Annotated in this window: 20 protein-coding genes; 11 read left to right on the top strand and 9 right to left on the bottom strand. The window is 58.4% G+C overall.

Annotated elements, in window-relative coordinates; genetic code table 11:
- Nucleotides 1–64: 64 nt before the first annotated feature.
- Nucleotides 65–2,260: a TonB-dependent receptor gene (locus tag FHU12_RS03060; RefSeq protein ID WP_141967346.1), complete on the bottom strand. Its 2,196-nt coding sequence runs from the start codon at nt 2,258–2,260 to the stop codon at nt 65–67.
- Nucleotides 2,261–2,317: 57 nt separating this feature from the next.
- Nucleotides 2,318–3,400, bottom strand: a complete 1,083-nt coding sequence (locus tag FHU12_RS03055) for a YncE family protein (protein WP_033644010.1) — start codon at nt 3,398–3,400, stop codon at nt 2,318–2,320.
- Between the two features lie 391 nt (nt 3,401–3,791).
- On the opposite strand from FHU12_RS03055, the gene FHU12_RS03050 reads away from it, so the two are divergent.
- Together FHU12_RS03050 and FHU12_RS03045 are read left to right on the top strand one after the other, a co-directional pair.
- Nucleotides 3,792–4,244 carry a GNAT family N-acetyltransferase gene (locus FHU12_RS03050; RefSeq protein ID WP_141967344.1) on the top strand — a complete coding sequence of 151 codons (453 nt, stop codon included), beginning with the start codon at nt 3,792–3,794 and terminating at the stop codon, nt 4,242–4,244.
- A gap of 113 nt (nt 4,245–4,357) precedes the next feature.
- Nucleotides 4,358–4,786, top strand: coding sequence for a TOBE domain-containing protein (locus FHU12_RS03045; RefSeq protein ID WP_141967342.1), 429 nt, complete (start codon nt 4,358–4,360; stop codon nt 4,784–4,786).
- Nucleotides 4,787–4,822: 36 nt separating this feature from the next.
- Here FHU12_RS03045 and FHU12_RS03040 read toward each other — a convergent pair whose 3' ends face one another.
- Complete coding sequence (locus FHU12_RS03040; RefSeq protein WP_004941674.1) at nt 4,823–5,440, bottom strand: LysE family translocator; 618 nt, start codon at nt 5,438–5,440, stop codon at nt 4,823–4,825.
- A 194-nt stretch (nt 5,441–5,634) separates the two neighbouring features.
- On the opposite strand from FHU12_RS03040, the gene FHU12_RS03035 reads away from it, so the two are divergent.
- Nucleotides 5,635–6,096 (top strand): Lrp/AsnC family transcriptional regulator, encoded by a 462-nt coding sequence (locus FHU12_RS03035; protein ID WP_060434434.1) that lies wholly within the window; start codon nt 5,635–5,637, stop codon nt 6,094–6,096.
- A gap of 36 nt (nt 6,097–6,132) precedes the next feature.
- Here the strand turns inward: FHU12_RS03035 and FHU12_RS03030 are convergent, their stop codons facing one another.
- Nucleotides 6,133–7,341, bottom strand: coding sequence for an NAD(P)/FAD-dependent oxidoreductase (locus tag FHU12_RS03030; RefSeq protein WP_141967340.1), 1,209 nt, complete (start codon nt 7,339–7,341; stop codon nt 6,133–6,135).
- 163 nt (nt 7,342–7,504) lie between these two features.
- Entirely contained in the window at nt 7,505–8,044 is a 540-nt protein-coding gene (locus FHU12_RS03025) for an RrF2 family transcriptional regulator (protein ID WP_141967338.1), read from the bottom strand.
- Between the two features lie 340 nt (nt 8,045–8,384).
- Here FHU12_RS03025 and bepA point away from each other — a divergent pair, with 340 nt between their 5' ends.
- The 4 genes from bepA (at nt 8,385) to FHU12_RS03005 (ending at nt 11,218) form a co-directional block, all read left to right on the top strand.
- Nucleotides 8,385–9,854, top strand: coding sequence for a beta-barrel assembly-enhancing protease (bepA, locus tag FHU12_RS03020; protein WP_038873698.1), 1,470 nt, complete (start codon nt 8,385–8,387; stop codon nt 9,852–9,854).
- Between the two features lie 20 nt (nt 9,855–9,874).
- A complete protein-coding gene (arsC, locus tag FHU12_RS03015) occupies nt 9,875–10,228 on the top strand; it encodes an arsenate reductase (glutaredoxin) (protein ID WP_033648817.1) in 354 nt (117 codons plus the stop codon).
- A gap of 200 nt (nt 10,229–10,428) precedes the next feature.
- Nucleotides 10,429–10,659: a hypothetical protein gene (locus FHU12_RS03010; RefSeq protein ID WP_074181238.1), complete on the top strand. Its 231-nt coding sequence runs from the start codon at nt 10,429–10,431 to the stop codon at nt 10,657–10,659.
- A gap of 13 nt (nt 10,660–10,672) precedes the next feature.
- Nucleotides 10,673–11,218 carry a helix-turn-helix transcriptional regulator gene (locus FHU12_RS03005; RefSeq protein ID WP_141967336.1) on the top strand — a complete coding sequence of 182 codons (546 nt, stop codon included), beginning with the start codon at nt 10,673–10,675 and terminating at the stop codon, nt 11,216–11,218.
- A gap of 7 nt (nt 11,219–11,225) precedes the next feature.
- On the opposite strand, the gene hda is transcribed toward FHU12_RS03005, so the two are convergent.
- Entirely contained in the window at nt 11,226–11,927 is a 702-nt protein-coding gene (gene hda, locus FHU12_RS03000) for a DnaA inactivator Hda (protein ID WP_025159568.1), read from the bottom strand.
- A 272-nt stretch (nt 11,928–12,199) separates the two neighbouring features.
- Here hda and FHU12_RS02995 point away from each other — a divergent pair, with 272 nt between their 5' ends.
- Both FHU12_RS02995 and FHU12_RS02990 read left to right on the top strand, forming a co-directional pair.
- Nucleotides 12,200–12,715: an E3 ubiquitin--protein ligase gene (locus FHU12_RS02995; protein ID WP_141967334.1), complete on the top strand. Its 516-nt coding sequence runs from the start codon at nt 12,200–12,202 to the stop codon at nt 12,713–12,715.
- 33 nt (nt 12,716–12,748) lie between these two features.
- Nucleotides 12,749–12,997 (top strand): GlsB/YeaQ/YmgE family stress response membrane protein, encoded by a 249-nt coding sequence (locus FHU12_RS02990; RefSeq protein WP_016926728.1) that lies wholly within the window; start codon nt 12,749–12,751, stop codon nt 12,995–12,997.
- A gap of 34 nt (nt 12,998–13,031) precedes the next feature.
- On the opposite strand, the gene FHU12_RS02985 is transcribed toward FHU12_RS02990, so the two are convergent.
- From FHU12_RS02985 to upp, 3 genes are all read right to left on the bottom strand, one after another.
- Complete coding sequence (locus tag FHU12_RS02985; protein ID WP_019452427.1) at nt 13,032–13,682, bottom strand: DUF421 domain-containing protein; 651 nt, start codon at nt 13,680–13,682, stop codon at nt 13,032–13,034.
- A gap of 109 nt (nt 13,683–13,791) precedes the next feature.
- Nucleotides 13,792–15,081 (bottom strand): uracil permease, encoded by a 1,290-nt coding sequence (gene uraA / locus FHU12_RS02980; RefSeq protein ID WP_141967332.1) that lies wholly within the window; start codon nt 15,079–15,081, stop codon nt 13,792–13,794.
- A gap of 76 nt (nt 15,082–15,157) precedes the next feature.
- Complete coding sequence (gene upp, locus FHU12_RS02975) at nt 15,158–15,784, bottom strand: uracil phosphoribosyltransferase (protein ID WP_038873707.1); 627 nt, start codon at nt 15,782–15,784, stop codon at nt 15,158–15,160.
- Between the two features lie 255 nt (nt 15,785–16,039).
- Here upp and purM point away from each other — a divergent pair, with 255 nt between their 5' ends.
- Both purM and purN read left to right on the top strand, forming a co-directional pair.
- A complete protein-coding gene (gene purM, locus FHU12_RS02970) occupies nt 16,040–17,077 on the top strand; it encodes a phosphoribosylformylglycinamidine cyclo-ligase (protein WP_141967330.1) in 1,038 nt (345 codons plus the stop codon).
- Nucleotides 17,077–17,715: a phosphoribosylglycinamide formyltransferase gene (purN, locus tag FHU12_RS02965; protein ID WP_141967328.1), complete on the top strand. Its 639-nt coding sequence runs from the start codon at nt 17,077–17,079 to the stop codon at nt 17,713–17,715. Before purM ends, purN begins: the two co-directional genes overlap by 1 nt.
- Nucleotides 17,716–17,820: the final 105 nt, after the last annotated feature.

Genomic DNA, 17,820 nt, shown 5'->3' with positions numbered 1-17,820 from the left:
GCCCTCCCGGTGGCAAAGGAACCGGCGTCCCATCGCATGTGGGACGCCGTCGTTTCTGTATCGATTAGAAGTCGTAAGTTACCGACGCTTTCAGCGTCCTCGCCTGTCCCTGGAAGACGTAAGTGCCATTGCTTTCTACGCCGGACCAATACTTCTCATTCGTGACGTTGTCCAACCCCACACGCCATACCAGCGTGTTTTGATCCTCATTCAAACGCATGCGATAGCGAAGGCCGAGATCCAGGGTCGTGAAACTATCGAGCTTTTTGGTATTGGCAGAGTCGGCATATTGCGAACCGGTATGCCGCACTTTCGCCGTTGCCGTCAGGCCATCGATTGGCTTGATATCGTATTCCGCTCCCAGTACCGCGTAGAAGTGCGCTACGCCGATAGCGTCTTTGCCATCGTTACGACCGCCCTGGGTTTTGGTCAACTCAGGCGAAAGCCAGGTAGCGCTGCCGTTAAGGCGCAGGCCGAATGCCGGTTCGCCGAACACATTCAACTCCACGCCGCGGTTGCGTTGTTCGCCGTTCAACGTGTAGTAGTTGTTGCTGTCGATCATGGTGGCCGGCTTTTTGATTTCAAACAGCGCCAACGAGCCGCCCACGCGTTCGAAATCAACTTTCACCCCCACTTCATTTTGCTTGGAACGGGCGATACCGGTACTTTGCCCGAAGTTGGCCGCCTCTTTCGGCGCGATGCCGCCAGGCTGCAAGGCCTCGGTATGGTTGGCATAAAGCGACACCGTTTCCCACGGCTTGTAGACCAGCCCGAACGTCGGCATCCAACGGCTTTGCGTATAACGAGAGGCGGTATCCTCCAGACCGGTGGCGTTGCTGTAATTACGCACCACCACTTTCTGATGGCGCGCGGCCGCCGTTAACAACACCCGGTCGCCGAAAAAGCCCAGCGTATCGCTGAACAACCAGCCCTGCGTCCGGTTGCGCGCCGTGGTCAGCGGATCGCTGTAGTTGCCACCGAAATAGGCGTTGTCCGGTATTGCGACATCATGGTTATCGTAGATATTGGTCGTCGGATTGTTGGCAGACATGCGCCACGCGGTTTTGTCGCGTTTAATCTGCGCGGAATAACCGACGTTGACCCGATGCGAAACCGCCCAGGTCGTGAACTTGCCCTCAAGCCCCGCCATGCCGCTGAAAGCGTCGATGATGCGATTGGTGTCCAGACGCCCAACCGTGGCATCGCCGTTGGCGTTGATGAGCTTCGGTGCGCTGTAAACGCCGGTTTCATGGCCGTGCTGCGCACCCAACCCGGCATAGGCCTTCCAGTCGCGGGTTAAATCATATTCCGCTTTCGCCATGCCGAATTCGTTCTCGATATCGCTGTAGCCCCACTGCTGACTGTAATTTTTATGGGTGTCAGGCACTGCGGGTATCACATCGATGCCGCTGATGTTGACCCCCATCGTTCCGCCATGGAAGGTCTTTTTCTGATAACCGAAGTCCAACGATGAACGGAAACGATCGCCGCGATAGTCCAGCCCGACCGATGCCAGCGTGGTGCGCCGCTTATCATCCTCAACCGCCGTTTCCCCCTCTCGGTGTACCAGGTTGACGCGAGCGCCAAACTGGTTGTCGTCACCAAAACGGCGGCCCAGATCCAGCTTGCCGCCCACCTGAGAATCGGAGGTGTAGTCGAGGCCGATCTGAGTGGTCGGCGTTTCTTCCGCCCGTTTCGGTTCAAGATTGATCATGCCGCCAACGCCGCTGGAAGCCAGGCCGTTCAGCAAGGCGTTCGCCCCTTTGAAGATCTCTACCCGCTCCAGCATCTGGGTATCCATCACCTGACGCGGCACCACGCCCGGCAGCCCGCCCATCGTCATGTCGTCGCCGTCCAGTGAGAAACCGCGGATGCGATAGGTTTCGGCGAAGTTACCGTATCCCTGCACCGCCTGCACACCCGCGTCGTTGCTGACCACGTCGGCGATGGTCTTCGCCTGCTGATCCTGTACCAGCTTCGCGGTATAACCTATGACGTTGAACGGGACGTCCATCGCTTTCTGTTCGCCCAACATTCCCAGGCGGCCGCCGTGGGCAACCTGTCCATCCAGGTAGGCGGGAACCAAATCATTGCCGCCGGAGTTGAAATCGGCGTGTTTTTCGGCCCGGACGACCAGGGTGTCCTCCTGGTTTTTCTTGGCGTCGCCGTCTGCGGCCAGCGCGCCTTGGCTCAGCGCGCCGATAGCCAGCGCCAGCAGCGTTTTGCGTAAAGGGGAATTCGTTGTACTGGTGTTGTGCATAATTCACTCATGAATGAGGATAAAAAGTTAAATGGCCCGTCGCCGAGCCGATGGGGCTTATTGATTCAACGCGATGCGAACCACGCTGTCCGGCCCCTGAGTGGAATGATCTTTGTTAAACGGTTGTTTGACAGTAACGAACAATGTCTGGCCATCTGCCGACAACAGCAAGCTGTTTGGATTCGGCGGCAGCGCCCAGCGCTGTTTCACCGCATAGGTCGTCGCATCCAGGCTCAGTACATTGCCGGATTCACGCTGCGAGATATAAATTTCATTGCGCCGTGAATTGAAAACGACAGCCAAAGAGTCGCCCACATCAAGCCGCTTCAATAATTTTCCGGTATGAATATCCAAGACCAGCGTGGTCTTCGCCTTGGAGTTGTCAGTGACGAACAAACGACCGGTAGCCTCGTCTTCAGCCATATTAAGCAGCAGTGCCGGTTGGTCTCCCAACGGTTTCCAGCGTTTCTCGATGCGATTGGAACGCGGGTTGATCACCAGGATCTCGCCGCTGCCATTGGCGGCATACACACGTTGGGTCTGTTCGGAGTAATGCAGGCCGGTCATCCATTTGCCGGTATTTTTAATGCGCGTTTTCAGCTTGAGCGTTTCGGCGTCAACCACCCAAATTTGCGCCGGATCGGCCACCGCCCCCACATACAGCGTATTGTTGTGAGCCAGAATTTGGCGCGCACCATACGGCAACCCTTTCTCATTGCGCTCGCTGAACAACAAACGTCCTTTCACCTTACCGTCGGCGGCGCCGATTGCGCTGATACCGCCGTCCAGCGAATTGCTGACATAAAGGGTTTTTCCATCCGCAGAGGCCTGCATGGCGAAATTTTTCAGATCGGTATGCGTCGTGCCAAGGGTTTTCAGGGTCTTGGCGTCCAGCTTATAGACCACGCCCCCCTGTACATCTTTAAAACTTTCGGCGCTGGCGACGTACAGCGCATCTCCCCCTGGCGTCAGCGCCATTTCATACAAACCATAAGCCAGTTGGCGTTTGACGACGCTGTCGGATTGCGCCGCTGGCGCGAGAGGTTGCACGGCAGGGGAAGAGGAAGTGGTTTGGTGCGGCGCGCAGCCGCTTAGCGCCATACCCGTCAGCAGGGCGAGCACAGAGATTTTCATTTTCATCGGGGAAATCCTTGACCATTTAAAACGGCGTTAACGGGGGCTCTGCAGTTTAGTTTTGAGCTTTCTCATAACGAGAAATGAGCGCCACCGCGCGTCTCAGTGTTTCCCTGTGAATCAACTATCACGCTAATGCAGGCTAATAACTCCTTCATGCGCCCGCGAACAACAAAGAGAATGAGAAACATACTCATTATTATTTACGCAATCAAGCGTAATTATTTTCCTTCGCTCTCTAAAAGTCATGGCGGTATCTCGTATTATCAAAGCCAATACGTCAGCTATCGACCGCGGTGCCGGGCATGATTATCTCGCCTTACACCGTCGAGAGACTGCCTCACCCTGCGTACAGACACTTAACGGCAAACAAGCAGACAACAGGAGAAGCCCCCTCATGACAACCTCTGACCCACGGGAGTGGCGGCGTGCTGACTATCTCGTCAGCACCGAGCCCGCCCTGCTGGATCTTGACGCCATCCATGCATTTCTGACCCGTTCGTCATGGGCGGAAGGCATTGATAAAGAGACCGTTCGCCAGTCCCTCGCCCACAGCCTGTGCTTCGGTTTGTATCACGGCACCAGACAAATCGGTTTCGCCCGGCTGGTCACCGATTACGCCACCTTCGGCTATCTGTGCGACGTGTACGTGCTGGAAACGTACCAAAAAAGCGGGCTGGGTCTGTGGCTGGCGGAATGTTGCCAGGCCCATCCGCTGATGGCGACGCTGCGGCGAATCATGCTGGTCACCAGCACCGCCCCCTGGCTCTATGAAAAAGTGGGCTATAGCGCCATCAATCGTCCCGATTTTGTTTGGCAGATCGCCCGGCCGGACATCTATCGGCGTTAATTTTTAAGTAAGCTCGCTCTGCTCACACTCTTTCCCCGCGGCATTGGCAATCGCGGCGGTTAGGGTGCATGCTGGCGAAAAATTTTACCGTTTGCCCCTTTCAAGGAGAGTCTATGCCCGTTTCAGCCCGTAACCAATTCACCGGTACCGTGTCCGCCGTCGCCAAAGGCGCCGTCAATGACGAAGTGGAGATCGCATTGCAGGGCGGTGAAAAACTGGTGGCCATCGTCACGGTACAAAGCCAACAGTCGCTGGGGTTAAGCGTCGGCAAAGAGGCCGTCGCGCTGATTAAAGCGCCGTGGGTGATCCTGGCGACAGAGGATTGCGGTTTGCGTTTTTCCGCCCGCAACCAGTTTGCCGGGGAAGTGATTGCGGTTGAGCACGGCGCAGTCAACAGCACCGTACACCTCAAAGCGGATGCCGGTTTTGTGCTGACGTCGGTGATCACCAATGAAAGCCTGCAGGAGATGGCGCTGAAGAACGGTTCGCGCGCCATTGCCCTGATCAAAGCCTCATCGGTGCTGCTCGCCGTCAGAGCCTGATACCGCCTGGCCCGCGCCAGCGGGCCTTTCGAACCACTATTTCAGCGCCTGCTCGGCCAGCAGCCCGAGGGCGATGACGATCATCGCCGCGCCGGAGATGCGCCCCACCACCTTCGCAGCCTGCGGGCGCGTGCGCAGCACCGACTGCGAACCGAATCCCACCAGCAGATACACCAGGCCGCAGCTGATCAAATGCACCACGCCCAACGCCAGCATCTGCATCGGCACCGACCATTCGGCCCTGGCGTCGGTAAACTGCGGCAGCAGCGCCAGAAACAGCAGAAACACCTTGGGATTCAGGCCGCTGACGCACACGCCCTTGCCGGCCCAGCGCAGCCAGGAATCGGAACGCTGATCTTCACCGGCGCCGGGCACCGGCGGGTGCAGCAGCATGTTGAAACCGATCCACAACAGATAAGCCGCTCCCAGCAAGGTGAGCGCCGTCAGCGCCAGCGGGTTGCCGACCAGCAGCGCACCGACGCCCGCCACCACGATCGCAATCATCAGCAGGTGGCCGAACAGCAAACCGGCGACGGCGGGCACCACCACCCGGCCGCGAATGCCCGCCGAGATCACATAGGCCCAATCCATACCCGGCGTGATCACCAACAAAATCGACACCGCCCAAAAAGCGGCGAACAGAGCGAGCGTCATGCCGGCACCCGCTCAAACGCGCCGCGCCATTCCGAACAAAGAACCATTGCGCTTTCCTCTTGGAAGAAGAACGGCCTCCGCCTGCCATGCTGGCCGTCAAAACCGTTCAACAGATGGCAAGAATATCCTCAAGGCGTTAAAATGTGCTTTCAATTACTTGCCTGAAACTGGCATAAGCGGGGAAATTTTTCCAAATGGATAAGATTGATCGCAAGATTCTTGCTGAACTGCAGGTTGACGGCCGTTTGTCGGTGACCGAGCTTGCCGAGCGGATCGGTTTGAGCGTGTCCCCCTGCCACCGCCGAGTGCGCGCATTAGAGGAGTCCGGGGTGATCAGGGGTTACCGCGCCCAGCTCGATCCCGGCAGCCTGGGCTATAACTTTTCCGCCCTGGTGTTCGTCACCATGCGCGAAGGCGATCGCCGCGCCGTTGAAACCTTCGAAAACGCCATGGTGGACATTCCGCAGGTGGTGCAGGCACAGCGGCTGTTTGGCGATCCCGACTATCTGCTGCACGTGATCGCCCGCGATCTGCCCGCCTTCCAGCAGCTTTACGACGAGAAACTCTCCGCTCTGCCGGGCGTGCAGCGCCTGAGCTCCACGCTGGTGATGAAAACCGTGGTGCCGGAGCGCTCGTTCCTGCCGCTGGGCCAATGACGACGGGAGCGTTGCCGCTCCCGTTTTCTCTTTTCTTTAAGGCACAATCACGAAATCCGGATTGGCGACGGCAAACAGCGCCTCGCGATCCGCCGCCGGTGGGTAAATCCACTGCGTGTTGATCTCCTGCTTAATCTTTTTGCCTTCCTCACGGGTAAAGCGCACCTGACGCTGCCAGCCTTCGGTATACAGCGCGCCCCAGGGGCCCAGGTCCAGGCAGGTCACATACTTCGGCTGGCTGTAAGGGTGCGTCGGCAAGCCCGTCAGCTCCGCCGCCGCATTGTGGCCGGCCACGCGGCCAAGGCTCAGTGCATGCTGGCAGGTCATCAGGTTGTGGTTACCGAGATCGTCGGTCGCCGCCTTCACCGTATCGCCGGTCACGAAAATGCCCGCCGCCGCCGGCGCGCGCAGGAAGGCGTCGCCGATCACTCGGCCACTGCCGTCACGCTCGCCGGGGATCTGTTCGGTCAGCGGGTGAGCCCGCACGCCCGCCGCCAGGATCACCGTGTTGGCAGCGATGCGTTCACCGTTCGACAGCATCACTCCCTCGGCATCGATAGCCGAAACGCGCAGGCCGGCCCGCGCTTCCACGCCGCACTCCGCCAGCGCCTGGCGTATCACCGCCCCCGGCTCGGCCCCCATTCCTGCACCCACTTCCGGCGCGGTATCGACGATCACCACGCGCACGTTCTCTTCTTGCCCCAGCGCATCGCGCAGCCGCTGCGGCATCTCTGCCGCGCTCTCCAGCCCGGTCAGCCCCGCCCCCACCACCACGGCGGTGTTGCGCGCCGGCGTCGACGGTTTAGCCGCCAGCGCTTTAATATGAGCATCCAGACGCTGCGCGCTTTCCAGCGTATCGACGTTGAAACCGTATTCGGCAAAACCCGGTACCGGCGGGACAGACAGCCGACTGCCGGTGGCCCACACCAAGCGGTCGTAAACCAATTCAAGGGCTTCCCCCGTCACCTGCGCCACCGTGAGCGTTTTGGCGGCGGCATCGATGCCCTCTACCGTCCCGGCCAGGTGCCGTACGCCGACGGCGGCGAGCTGCGCGGAAATGTCCGGGTTCATGTTTTCCAGCACCGCTTCATACAGGCGTGGCCGGATGGTGACCGTTGGGGTCGGTGAGACCATGAGCACCTCGATATCCTCATGCTTACCGGCAAGGGTAATGGCGCGCATGGCGGACACGGCGGCCCAAAAACCGGCAAAACCGGAACCGGCAATCACTATTTTCTGCGTCATGGGATGACTCCTTCATACAGGGTTAACCGGGCGACAAGGCTGCCCGCAGTTTTTTCGGATGAACGATGCCGTTCCGCTCCCGTAACAGGGTGCAGAAGGCCCGCCCGCCCCTTCCGAAGAGGCGGGAAAAAGTGTATTTCGCTTTTTTAAGGAAAGGCGGCGATTAGGTCTTGGCGCGCGCCGTTTTGCCGCTGCGCGCGGTGCGTTCCGTCATGCGCTCGTCGAGCCAGAGGTTGACCTCGCCGAAGAAGCCCTGCGGCGCCTTGCGGCCAAAGCGGGCGGCGACGGCGCCGAGGGTCTGCGCCGCCAGCGCATCGCGCATCGCCTTCTCCGCCTGCAGCATCACCGCATGGATAGCGCATTTGCCGGAGATCGCCCAATCCGGCGGGGAGTCATCGAACACCGCGCAGCGCCCGCGCACCTCCTGGCAATCGAACAGCGGCTTGTGCCCCTCGATGGCGTCGATGATTGCCAGAAAACTGATCTCGTCCGCCGGGCGGGCCAGCCGGTAGCCGCCACGCACCCCTTCGCTGGCGGCGACGATCCCCGCCTTTTCCAGCTTGGGGAAAATCTTGGCCAGAAAGCTGGGGGAGATGCCCTGCAACTCGGCGAGTTCGCGGCTGCTGAGCGCGCGCTGGTTATCGCCGACCAGCCACAGCAGGCAGTGGATGCCATATTCAACGCTGGTTGTGATGTACGCCATATGTCCGTTTTCGACCGTCAATGAACCTTCAATAACGCAGACTATATGAGTCTGCGTTTATCTTGTCAATAAAACGCGGATCAACTTTGTCCGTGTTTTATTGACAATGCAGGCCGCCGGCGACGCAGAAAGCGCCCTTCAAAATGAAAAATAAAACTTTTTTGCCCGATCCGCGCCCGGCTAACGTTTCCTTGTCGCCTGCGGCTGACTATGATGTGATGGGTGCCGCCGCCGCGGTTTGTGAGCCGCCGCACTTTCACGCGGCTTGCGCCGTGGGAATAAAGAACTCTTGTCTGCTGCTGACGTCTTAGAAATGATTATTTAAGGGAAACGCCTGACTATGACCAACCGGTTGACCAAAACCGCGTTAGCGGTGCTGCTGCTCGGCACGCTGAACGCCACCGCCCTGGCGCCAGCACAGGCGGAAAGCCAGGACCAGTTGCCGGACATGGGCACCTCCGCCGGCGGCACCCTGAGCATCGGACAAGAGCTGGCGATGGGCGATTTCTACGTGCGCCAGTTGCGCGCCAGCGCCCCGCTGATCAACGATCCGCTGCTGAGCCAGTACATCAACCAGCTGGGCAACCGCCTGGTGGCCAGCGCCTATTCAGTGCGCACGCCGTTCCATTTCTATCTGGTGCGCAACGACGAGATCAACGCCTTCGCCTTCTTCGGCGGCAACGTGGTGCTGCACTCCGCGCTGTTCCGCGTCAGCGACAACGAAAGCCAGCTGGCTTCGGTGCTGGCACACGAAATCTCGCACGTCACCCAGCGCCACCTGGCGCGCGCCATGGAAGATCAGCAGCGCAACGCCCCGCTAACCTGGGTGGGCGCACTCGGCTCGATCCTGCTGGCGATGGCCAACCCGACCATGGGCATGGCGGCGCTGAGCGGCACCCTGGCCGGCACCCAGCAGGGCATGATCAGCTTTACCCAGTCGAACGAACAGGAAGCCGACCGCATCGGCATTCAGGTGCTGCAGCGCGCCGGTTTTGATCCCGAAGCGATGCCCGACTTCCTGCAAAAACTCTCGGATCAGTCGCGCTATGCCTCCAAACCGCCGGAAATGCTGCTGACGCACCCCTTGCCGGACAGCCGCCTCTCCGACGCGCGCAACCGCGCCAACCAGATGCCGAAACACATCGTGCAGTCTTCACAGGACTACCTGATGGCCAAGGTACGCGCACTGGGTATGTACAGCTCGGAAGGCTATGGCCTGAACGAAGAGCTGCTCGGCTCGCTCAGCAAGGGCAACGTGCGCGAACAGGCGGCCGCCAAATACGGCCGCGCCATCCTGTTCTATGAAGCGAAAAAATACGACGACGCGCGCAACATCATTCAGCCGATGCTGGCGCAGGATGCGAAAAACGTCTGGCTGATCGACCTGATGACCGACATCGATCTCGGCCAGAAACGCGCGCCACAGGCCATCGCCCGCCTGCAGGCGGCCAACGCCGCCCAGAACAATAACCCAGTGCTGCAGCTCAACCTGGCCAATGCCTATGTCGAAGGCAACCAGCCGGCGCAGGCCTCGAAGATCCTGAACCGCTATACCTTTGCCCATCCGGACGATCCGAACGGCTGGGATCTGCTGGCGCAGGCCAGCGCCGCCCAGGGGCTGCGCGATGAAGAGCTGTCGGCCCGCGCCGAAAGCCTGGCGCTGACCGGCCGGCTCGATCAGGCCATCGGCCTGCTCAGCAATGCCAGCTCGCTGCAGAAACTCGGCAGCCTGAAACAGGCGCGCTACGATGCGCGCATCGACCAGCTGCGCCAACTGCAACAGCGCTTCCGCCAATACCAGCGCAGCTGATTCAACAAGGAATGAACGCCATGAAAAACGTCACGATTTACCACAACCCGCGCTGCTCCAAGAGCCGTGAAACCCTGGCGCTGCTGGAGCAGCACGGTGTCGATCCCAAGGTGGTGCTGTATCTTGAAACGCCCCCGTCGGCCGATGAGCTGAAAAAACTGTTGAAAGAATTAGGCTTCACATCCGCGCGCGACCTGATGCGCAAGAAAGAAGATCTGTACAAGGAATTGAAGCTGGCGGACGACAGCCTGAGCGAAGAGCAGCTGCTGGCGGCGATGACGGCGAACCCGAAACTGATCGAACGCCCGATCGTGGTGAAAGGCAGCAAGGCGCGCATCGGCCGGCCGCCGGAGCAGGTGCTGGAGATTTTGTAATCGTCCGGCAAGTCTCTTATTGAACCGCAAAATACCAATAGCCCTGAATAGGGCTATTTTTAATTGGTTGTTATATAAATACTTTTCACCATCCCCCGCTTCTCCTGCTGCTATGCTGCACAAATGTCGAGCCTTACGGCAAGACAAGCGTTGACAACCGTCAACACCCCATCTACTCTGATCGCATCACTGGACGAGCGATGAAAAAACACCCAGACAAGCATATCCAGGCGGCGTTAGATTACGCCCTTTCTCAGGGCTGGCATTTTCGTCCCAGCAAGGGGCATGCTTTTGGCCGATTGCATTGCGCCTTTGTCGGTCATCAAGAACATATGATGAGCATCTGGAGCACGCCGAAAAATCCCGAGCTGCATGCCAAACAGATCCGGCGCAAAGTCGATCACTGCCTGGCGCTGTCGCAGAAAAAATAACCGGAGAATCACCATGACGCTCTATCATTTCGCATTGACGCTGGGTGGGGTCACCGCCGATACCACCGGGTTGGAGGATGCGCTGTATGCGGCGGGATGCGATGACGCACTGATCTGTTTCTACGGTAAAGCCGTCTACCTCGAGTTTGATCGAGAAAGCGAAAACTTTGCCCACGCAATTTGCAGCGCCATCAGCGATATTGAGTCTGCAAATATTGGCGCCAAGGTGATATCAGTAGACTCCAGCCTGGTGGGATTAAGTGATATTGCCGAGCTCACTGAACTGTCGCGTCAGGCGATCGCCATGCTAAAAGACGGGACTCGCGGCCCCGGCGGCTTCCCTTCCCCTATTCAACGGCTCGGCGGCACCTCACCGTTATGGCGCTGGGCTGACGTGGCGGCCTGGTTGGCACAGCAGGGGAAAATCGACCCACGTCTTGCAGACAATGCGCAGTGTCTGGAACATATCAATCTCGCTTTGCAACTGCGAAGCGATCGGCAACGCCAGCAGGTTGAGCACTACTGCTCCCTGCTGGAACACGCGGAAAAACAGACTTGATGGCTCGCTACAGCCCCAGGATCTCTTTAACGAACGGGATGGTCAGCTTGCGCTGGGCGGTGATCGAGGCGCGATCGAGCTGATCGAGTGTCATAAACAGCGTGCGCATCTCGCGATCCAGCCGTTTCAACAGGAAGCGGCCCACGTCTTCCGGCAACTCGAAGCCGCGCAGTTTGCCGCGCAGCTGCAGCGCCAGCAGTTTCTCTTCGTCCGACAGCGGCTGCAGCTTGTAGATTTGTCCCCAGTCCAGGCGCGAAGCCAGATCCGGTAAGCGCAGGTTCAGCTGACGCGGCGGACGATCTCCGGTGATGAACAAACGGGTGCGGCCGGTTTCCAAGATGCGGTTGTAGAGGTTGAAGATCGCCATCTCCCACTCTTCGTCGCCGGCGATGCATTCGATATTGTCGATGCAAACCAGCGCCAGCTGCTCCATGCCGTCCAACACTTCGGGCACGAAGTAAGCGCGTTTGTCGAGCGGCACATAGCCCACCGCTTCCCCCTTCTGCGAAAGCTCGGCGCAGGCCGCATGCAGCAGATGGCTGCGCCCGCCGCCTTCACGCGACCAAAAATAGATATAGCTGCCATGTTCCTGACGGACGGCGGATTGGATCGCGGCTAATAGGGATGGGTTCTCGCCCGGATAAAAACTGGCGAAAGTTTCATCATCGGGAAGATAAAGTGGCAGTGAAAGCTGTGCCGGCGTATTCAGAGAAGCACCTCAACCAAAACTGGCAGAAAAACGCGGGCAGTTTAACACAGAAAACGGGCGCTGTTGAACCGGCAGGATCTTATGCCGCAATAGTGAGCAATGCCTTAGCGCCGTTTAATCGATTGCGGCTCCCTCACCGGCAAGAATAGTCTGATATCAAACCCTAACCCCATGCCTAAGCAGGTTAAATTTGTAATTTAAGTAAAACCTGACCTAGTATAGGTAGGCAAAACGCAATCACCATCAACAAGGTTTCTGCAAGGATATAGACGATGAAAGTATGGAATAAAGTGCTGTTAGCCTCCTTTATCGGGTTGTTGGTTGCCGGCTGTGATGACTCTTCCAAGGTTGACGCCAACCTGGATAAAGCCAAAGACAGCGCCGAGCAGATGAAAGACGCCGCCCAGAAAAAAGCGGACGATCTGACGGACAAGGCGAAAGCGACGGCGGATGAAATCAAAAAAGAGGCCGCCACGCAGGCTGACCAGCTGAAGGACAAAGCCTCGGCGATTAAAGATGAAGCCGCCAAGCAGGCCGACGCCATCACCAACGACGCCAAGGCCAAGGCCGCCGCGATCAAGGATGACGCCGGCAAACAAAGCCAGCAGCTGGTGGATCAGGCCAAGGCCATCAAAAACGACGCCATCAACGGCGCTAACGATCTAACCGAGCAGGCCAAGGCGAAGACCGAAGCCATCAAGAACAGCGCCGAAAACAAAGCGCAAGAGTTGAAACAAGAGACCGATGCGGCGGTGAACGGCAACAAGCAGCCGGCCACCCAGCAGTAAGCTATTCTCAGCCACAAAAGAAAGGAGCAGTAAATGGGGATTATTTCCTGGATTATCTTCGGCCTAATCGCCGGTATTTTGGCTAAGTGGATCATGCCCGGCAAAGACGGCGGCGGCTTTATCCTGACCGTTGTGCTGGGGATCATCGGCGCCGTAGTCGGCGGCTATATCAGCACCTTCTTCGGCTACGGCAAGGTTGACGGCTTCAACTTCGGCAGCTTCGTGGTAGCGGTTATCGGCGCCATCGTGGTGCTGTTCGTGTACCGCAAAATTCGCAGCTAATATGACATTGGGGAGCTGAGGCTCCCCTTTTTCACTATTTAACTATACGTCCGTCATTAAGAATGAATGCTGTCCTACCGTCCCAAAACTCAGCAATAAAAATATCTTTCGGCTCTATGCCATGTTCACGGATAGTTTGGTTCAACCACTCCTCATCTTTACTAATCTCCTGCAGCTCATAAGGCCTGGCCCTGCCATTTTTCATAATGATAACTGAAGGCAGTTCATTTCCCTCGCATACCGCAGTGATCTGGCCGCCCGGCTCAATTTGCGCATAGACAATCTCCTGAAAGGCGTGAATCCCCTGCGCATGCAGCTGTGAGGAAACGTTCAAGATGTCGATTTTATTTTTCTTGGCTAAAATATTTTCCATCAAAAAGCGGCCGTTTTTTATAATTGGTATCGGGTTGCCTATAGTGACCGAACGAAAGAAGTTGCAATGTTTACTGATTGCATTCAACAGAGAAATTAGCCCTACACCGATAAGTAATACAACGACATACTGGTACAAGGGGATGCTGTCGCTATAGATAACGCCCCCAATAATGCCCCCGAGCACAAAGTTACCGATAAAATCTACTGGGGTCATCTGCGATAGCTGGGTCTTTCCCGACAGGTTCAGGTGGGTGATAACAATGACAAAGCCAATCACAAATTTGAGCAAAATATAGCCGTAGTACTCCATGCCCTCTTTCCTTTTAACCGATGTTGTTAATGCTATCAGCTACTTTATCCCAACGGATATAAATGCAGAAACACGAATAAAAAGGGCAGCCCCTGGGCTGCCCTTTTCGTTACTTCTGCTCCGCCGGTTCGTCCGGCGCGTCGAGCACCTCTTCTTCCTTGCGGAACAGGCTGATGACCTTGAACAGCAGGCTCAGGCCAATGCCGACGATGGTCGCCAGCGCCATGCCTTTCAGCTCCGCCGCGCCGATATGTACCTTGGCGCCGCTCACGCCGATGATCAGGATCACCGAGGTCAGAATCAGGTTTTGCGCCTTGTTGTAATCCACTTTGGATTCGATCAGCACGCGAATGCCCGAGGCGCCGATCACGCCGTACAGCAGCAGGGAAACGCCGCCCATCACCGGCACCGGCACCGCCTGGATCGCCGCCGCCAGCTTGCCGATGCAGGACAGCAGGATCGCCAGCACCGCCGCGCCGCCGATCACCCAGGTGCTGTAGACCTTGGTGATGGCCATCACGCCGATGTTCTCGCCGTAGGTGGTGTTCGGCGTGGAACCGAAGAAGCCGGAGAACACCGTCGAGATACCGTTGGCGAACATCGAGCGGTGCAGCCCCGGATCGCGGATCAGGTCTTTTTTCACGATGTTGGCGGTCACCACCAGGTGGCCGACATGCTCGGCGATCACCACCAGCGCCGCCGGCAGAATGGTGAAGATGGCGAACCACTCAAAGCGCGGGGTGTAGAAGGTCGGCAGCGCGAACCAGTGCGCCTCGCGGATCGGGGTCAAATCCACCACGCCCATGAAGAACGACAGCGCATAGCCCACCAGCACGCCGATCAGGATCGGGATAATTGCCAGAAAACCGCGGAACAGCACCGAGCCGAGCACTGTGACCGCCAGCGTCACCAGCGAAATGGTGATGGTGGTCGAGTCGGCGCTGGTGCCTTCCGCCGGCAGCAGCCCCGCCATGTTGGCCGCCACGCCCGCCAGCTCCAGCCCGATGACGGCGACGATCGCCCCCATCGCCGCCGGCGGGAACATCACGTCCAGCCAGCCGGTGCCGGCCTTTTTCACGATCAGCGCCACCAGGCAGAACAGCACGCCGCACATGATGAAACCGCTCAACGCCACTTCGTAACCGAGCGGCAACAGCAGCAGCACCGGCGAGATAAACGCGAAGCTGGAACCGAGGTAGGCCGGGATCTTGCCTTTACAGATGAACAGATACAGCAACGTGCCGATGCCGTTGAACAGCAGCACGGTCGCCGGGTTGATCTTGAACAGGATAGGCACCAGCACGGTGGCGCCGAACATGGCGAACAGGTGCTGGAAGCTGAGCGGAATGGTCTGGAGCAGCGGCGGGCGCTCGCTGACGCCGATGGCGCGACGGGTCATGTGTGCTTTTCCTCGGTTTATTGGTTTTATAGGTTTTAGTCAAAAAAAAGCCGACTCGTTAAGTCGGCTCAAATGTTTACTTAGTACCAAATATCTTGTCGCCCGCGTCGCCCAGGCCAGGCACGATGTAGCCCTTGTCGTTCAGGCACTGATCGATGGAGGCGGTGTACAGCTCAACGTCCGGGTGCGCTTTCTCCAGCGCGGCGATGCCTTCCGGCGCCGCCACCAGGACCAGCACCTTGATGCTGTGGCAGCCGGCTTTCTTCAGCAGATCGATAGTGGCGATCATCGAACCGCCGGTGGCCAGCATCGGGTCGACAACCAGCGCCATGCGCTCTTCGATGTTGGAAACCAATTTCTGGAAGTACGGCACCGGCTCCAGGGTTTCTTCGTCGCGGTAAACGCCCACCACGCTGATGCGCGCGCTCGGCACGTGCTCCAGCACCCCTTCCATCATGCCCAGGCCTGCACGCAGGATCGGCACCACGGTAATCTTTTTCCCTTTGATCTGTTCCACTTCAACTGGCCCGCACCAGCCTTCGATGGTGACTTTTTCCGTCTCCAGATCGGCGGTCGCTTCATAGGTCAGTAAACTACCCACTTCTGAGGCCAGCTCACGGAAGCGTTTGGTGCTGATGTCATTTTCGCGCATCAGGCCAAGCTTGTGTTTTACCAGCGGGTGTTTCACCTCAACGATCTTCATCATTTTTCTCCTATTAAGGTGGTTGCGGCCAAAAAAATCGCGGGATTATACCTCCTTTTTTTCGCCGCGCCACCCACAATAGCCCGATCGGGATCAACAAAAGTTTGAATATCAGTATAGATGACGAAAAAGCAGAGCCGGTTCACAAGCCGCTCGCAAACGTTTGCCTGCGCTGTTAGAATTGCCGCGCCTTATTCCGGAATCAACATCGGAAGCACAGTTTTCAAACCGCAAATCGTCGTGGGGAATCGCGCAGTGACCGACAAAACCTCTCTCAGCTATAAAGACGCAGGTGTCGATATCGATGCAGGCAACGCATTGGTAGATCGCATCAAAGGTGTAGTTAAACAGACCCGTCGCCCGGAAGTGATGGGCGGTCTGGGCGGGTTTGGCGCCCTGTGTGCGTTGCCGCAGAAATACCGCGAGCCGGTGCTGGTTTCCGGTACCGACGGCGTGGGCACCAAGCTGCGTCTGGCGATGGATCTGAAACGCCACGACACCATCGGCATCGATCTGGTGGCGATGTGCGTCAACGATCTGGTGGTTCAGGGCGCCGAGCCGCTGTTCTTCCTCGACTACTACGCCACCGGCAAGCTAGATGTGGACACCGCGGCCAGCGTGATCACCGGCATCGCCGAAGGCTGCAAACAGTCCGGTTGTGCGCTGGTGGGTGGCGAAACCGCTGAAATGCCAGGCATGTACCACGGCGAAGACTACGACGTGGCCGGTTTCTGCGTCGGCGTGGTCGAAAAATCCGAGATCATCGACGGCAGCAAAGTGCAGTCCGGCGACGCGCTGATCGCCCTGGGCGCTTCCGGCCCGCACTCCAACGGCTACTCGCTGGTGCGCAAAATCCTGGAAGTGAGCAACACCGATCCGACCGCCACCCAGCTGGAAGGCAAACCGCTGGCCGACCACCTGCTGGCGCCGACCAAAATTTACGTGAAGTCCGTGCTGGAGCTGATCGAGAAGGCGGACGTACACGCCATCGCTCACCTCACCGGCGGCGGCTTCTGGGAAAACATTCCACGCGTGCTGCCGGAAGGCATGCAGGCGGTGATCGACGAAGCCAGCTGGCAGTGGCCGGCAGTGTTCACCTGGCTGCAGCAGGCCGGCAACGTCAGCCGTCATGAAATGTACCGCACCTTCAACTGCGGCGTAGGCATGGTCATCGCCCTGCCGGAAGCCGAAGTGGAAGCGGCCATCGCGCTGCTGACCGCGGCAGGTGAAAAAGCGTGGAAAATCGGTAAACTGACCGCCTCTTCCGCCGAACAACAAGTGGTCATCAACTGATGAAAAAGATCGTGGTGTTGGTCTCCGGCCAGGGGAGCAATCTCCAGGCGCTGATTGACGCCTGCCAGCAGGGCCGCATCGCCGCCGAGATCGTGGCGGTGTTCAGCAACAAGGCGCAGGCTTACGGCCTGCAACGCGCCGAAGCGGCGGGCATCGCCGCCCAGGCGCTGGATGCCAAGGCTTACGCCGATCGCGCGGCGTTCGACGCCGCGTTGGCGGACGCCATCGACCAGTACCAGCCCGATCTGGTGGTGCTGGCCGGCTACATGCGCATCCTCAGCCCGCAGTTCGTGCAGCGCTATGCCGGCCGCATGCTGAACATCCACCCTTCCCTGCTGCCGAAATACCCGGGTCTGCATACCCACCGTCAGGCCATCGACAACGGCGACAGCGAACACGGCACCTCGGTGCACTTCGTGACCGAACAGCTCGACGGCGGCCCGGTGATTTTGCAGGCCAAGGTGCCAATTTTCGCTGACGACGAAGAAGATGACGTGATTGAACGGGTGCAAACCCAGGAACACACGATCTACCCGCTGGTGGTGAGCTGGTTCGTCGATGGCCGCCTGGCAATGCGCGATGGCGCCGCCTGGCTGGACGGCGAACGCCTGCCTGAGCAAGGTCACGCCGCCGACTGATGCGCGCAGCCTGAACCTTGCCTAAACGGCGCCCACGCGGCGCCGTTTTTTTTTCGCCTTCATCCATTCTGTGAAGTTATACTTTGCACAATTTCACGGCACAGA

This window comes from Serratia marcescens (assembly GCF_006715005.1).
In the GTDB taxonomy this organism is placed as follows: domain Bacteria; phylum Pseudomonadota; class Gammaproteobacteria; order Enterobacterales; family Enterobacteriaceae; genus Serratia; species Serratia montpellierensis.
The sequence above is the reverse complement of the archived record's forward strand: the minus strand, read 5'-3'. Positions and strand labels throughout refer to the sequence as shown.

Coding starts and splice junctions, on each gene's coding strand:
- FHU12_RS03060 (WP_141967346.1), bottom strand. CDS start 2,260: ATGCACAACACCAGTACAACGAATTCCCCTTTACGCAAAACGCTGCTG.
- FHU12_RS03055 (WP_033644010.1), bottom strand. CDS start 3,400: ATGAAAATGAAAATCTCTGTGCTCGCCCTGCTGACGGGTATGGCGCTA.
- FHU12_RS03050 (WP_141967344.1), top strand. CDS start 3,792: ATGACAACCTCTGACCCACGGGAGTGGCGGCGTGCTGACTATCTCGTC.
- FHU12_RS03045 (WP_141967342.1), top strand. CDS start 4,358: ATGCCCGTTTCAGCCCGTAACCAATTCACCGGTACCGTGTCCGCCGTC.
- FHU12_RS03040 (WP_004941674.1), bottom strand. CDS start 5,440: ATGACGCTCGCTCTGTTCGCCGCTTTTTGGGCGGTGTCGATTTTGTTG.
- FHU12_RS03035 (WP_060434434.1), top strand. CDS start 5,635: ATGGATAAGATTGATCGCAAGATTCTTGCTGAACTGCAGGTTGACGGC.
- FHU12_RS03030 (WP_141967340.1), bottom strand. CDS start 7,341: ATGACGCAGAAAATAGTGATTGCCGGTTCCGGTTTTGCCGGTTTTTGG.
- FHU12_RS03025 (WP_141967338.1), bottom strand. CDS start 8,044: ATGGCGTACATCACAACCAGCGTTGAATATGGCATCCACTGCCTGCTG.
- bepA (WP_038873698.1), top strand. CDS start 8,385: ATGACCAACCGGTTGACCAAAACCGCGTTAGCGGTGCTGCTGCTCGGC.
- arsC (WP_033648817.1), top strand. CDS start 9,875: ATGAAAAACGTCACGATTTACCACAACCCGCGCTGCTCCAAGAGCCGT.
- FHU12_RS03010 (WP_074181238.1), top strand. CDS start 10,429: ATGAAAAAACACCCAGACAAGCATATCCAGGCGGCGTTAGATTACGCC.
- FHU12_RS03005 (WP_141967336.1), top strand. CDS start 10,673: ATGACGCTCTATCATTTCGCATTGACGCTGGGTGGGGTCACCGCCGAT.
- FHU12_RS02995 (WP_141967334.1), top strand. CDS start 12,200: ATGAAAGTATGGAATAAAGTGCTGTTAGCCTCCTTTATCGGGTTGTTG.
- FHU12_RS02990 (WP_016926728.1), top strand. CDS start 12,749: ATGGGGATTATTTCCTGGATTATCTTCGGCCTAATCGCCGGTATTTTG.
- FHU12_RS02985 (WP_019452427.1), bottom strand. CDS start 13,682: ATGGAGTACTACGGCTATATTTTGCTCAAATTTGTGATTGGCTTTGTC.
- uraA (WP_141967332.1), bottom strand. CDS start 15,081: ATGACCCGTCGCGCCATCGGCGTCAGCGAGCGCCCGCCGCTGCTCCAG.
- upp (WP_038873707.1), bottom strand. CDS start 15,784: ATGAAGATCGTTGAGGTGAAACACCCGCTGGTAAAACACAAGCTTGGC.
- purN (WP_141967328.1), top strand. CDS start 17,077: ATGAAAAAGATCGTGGTGTTGGTCTCCGGCCAGGGGAGCAATCTCCAG.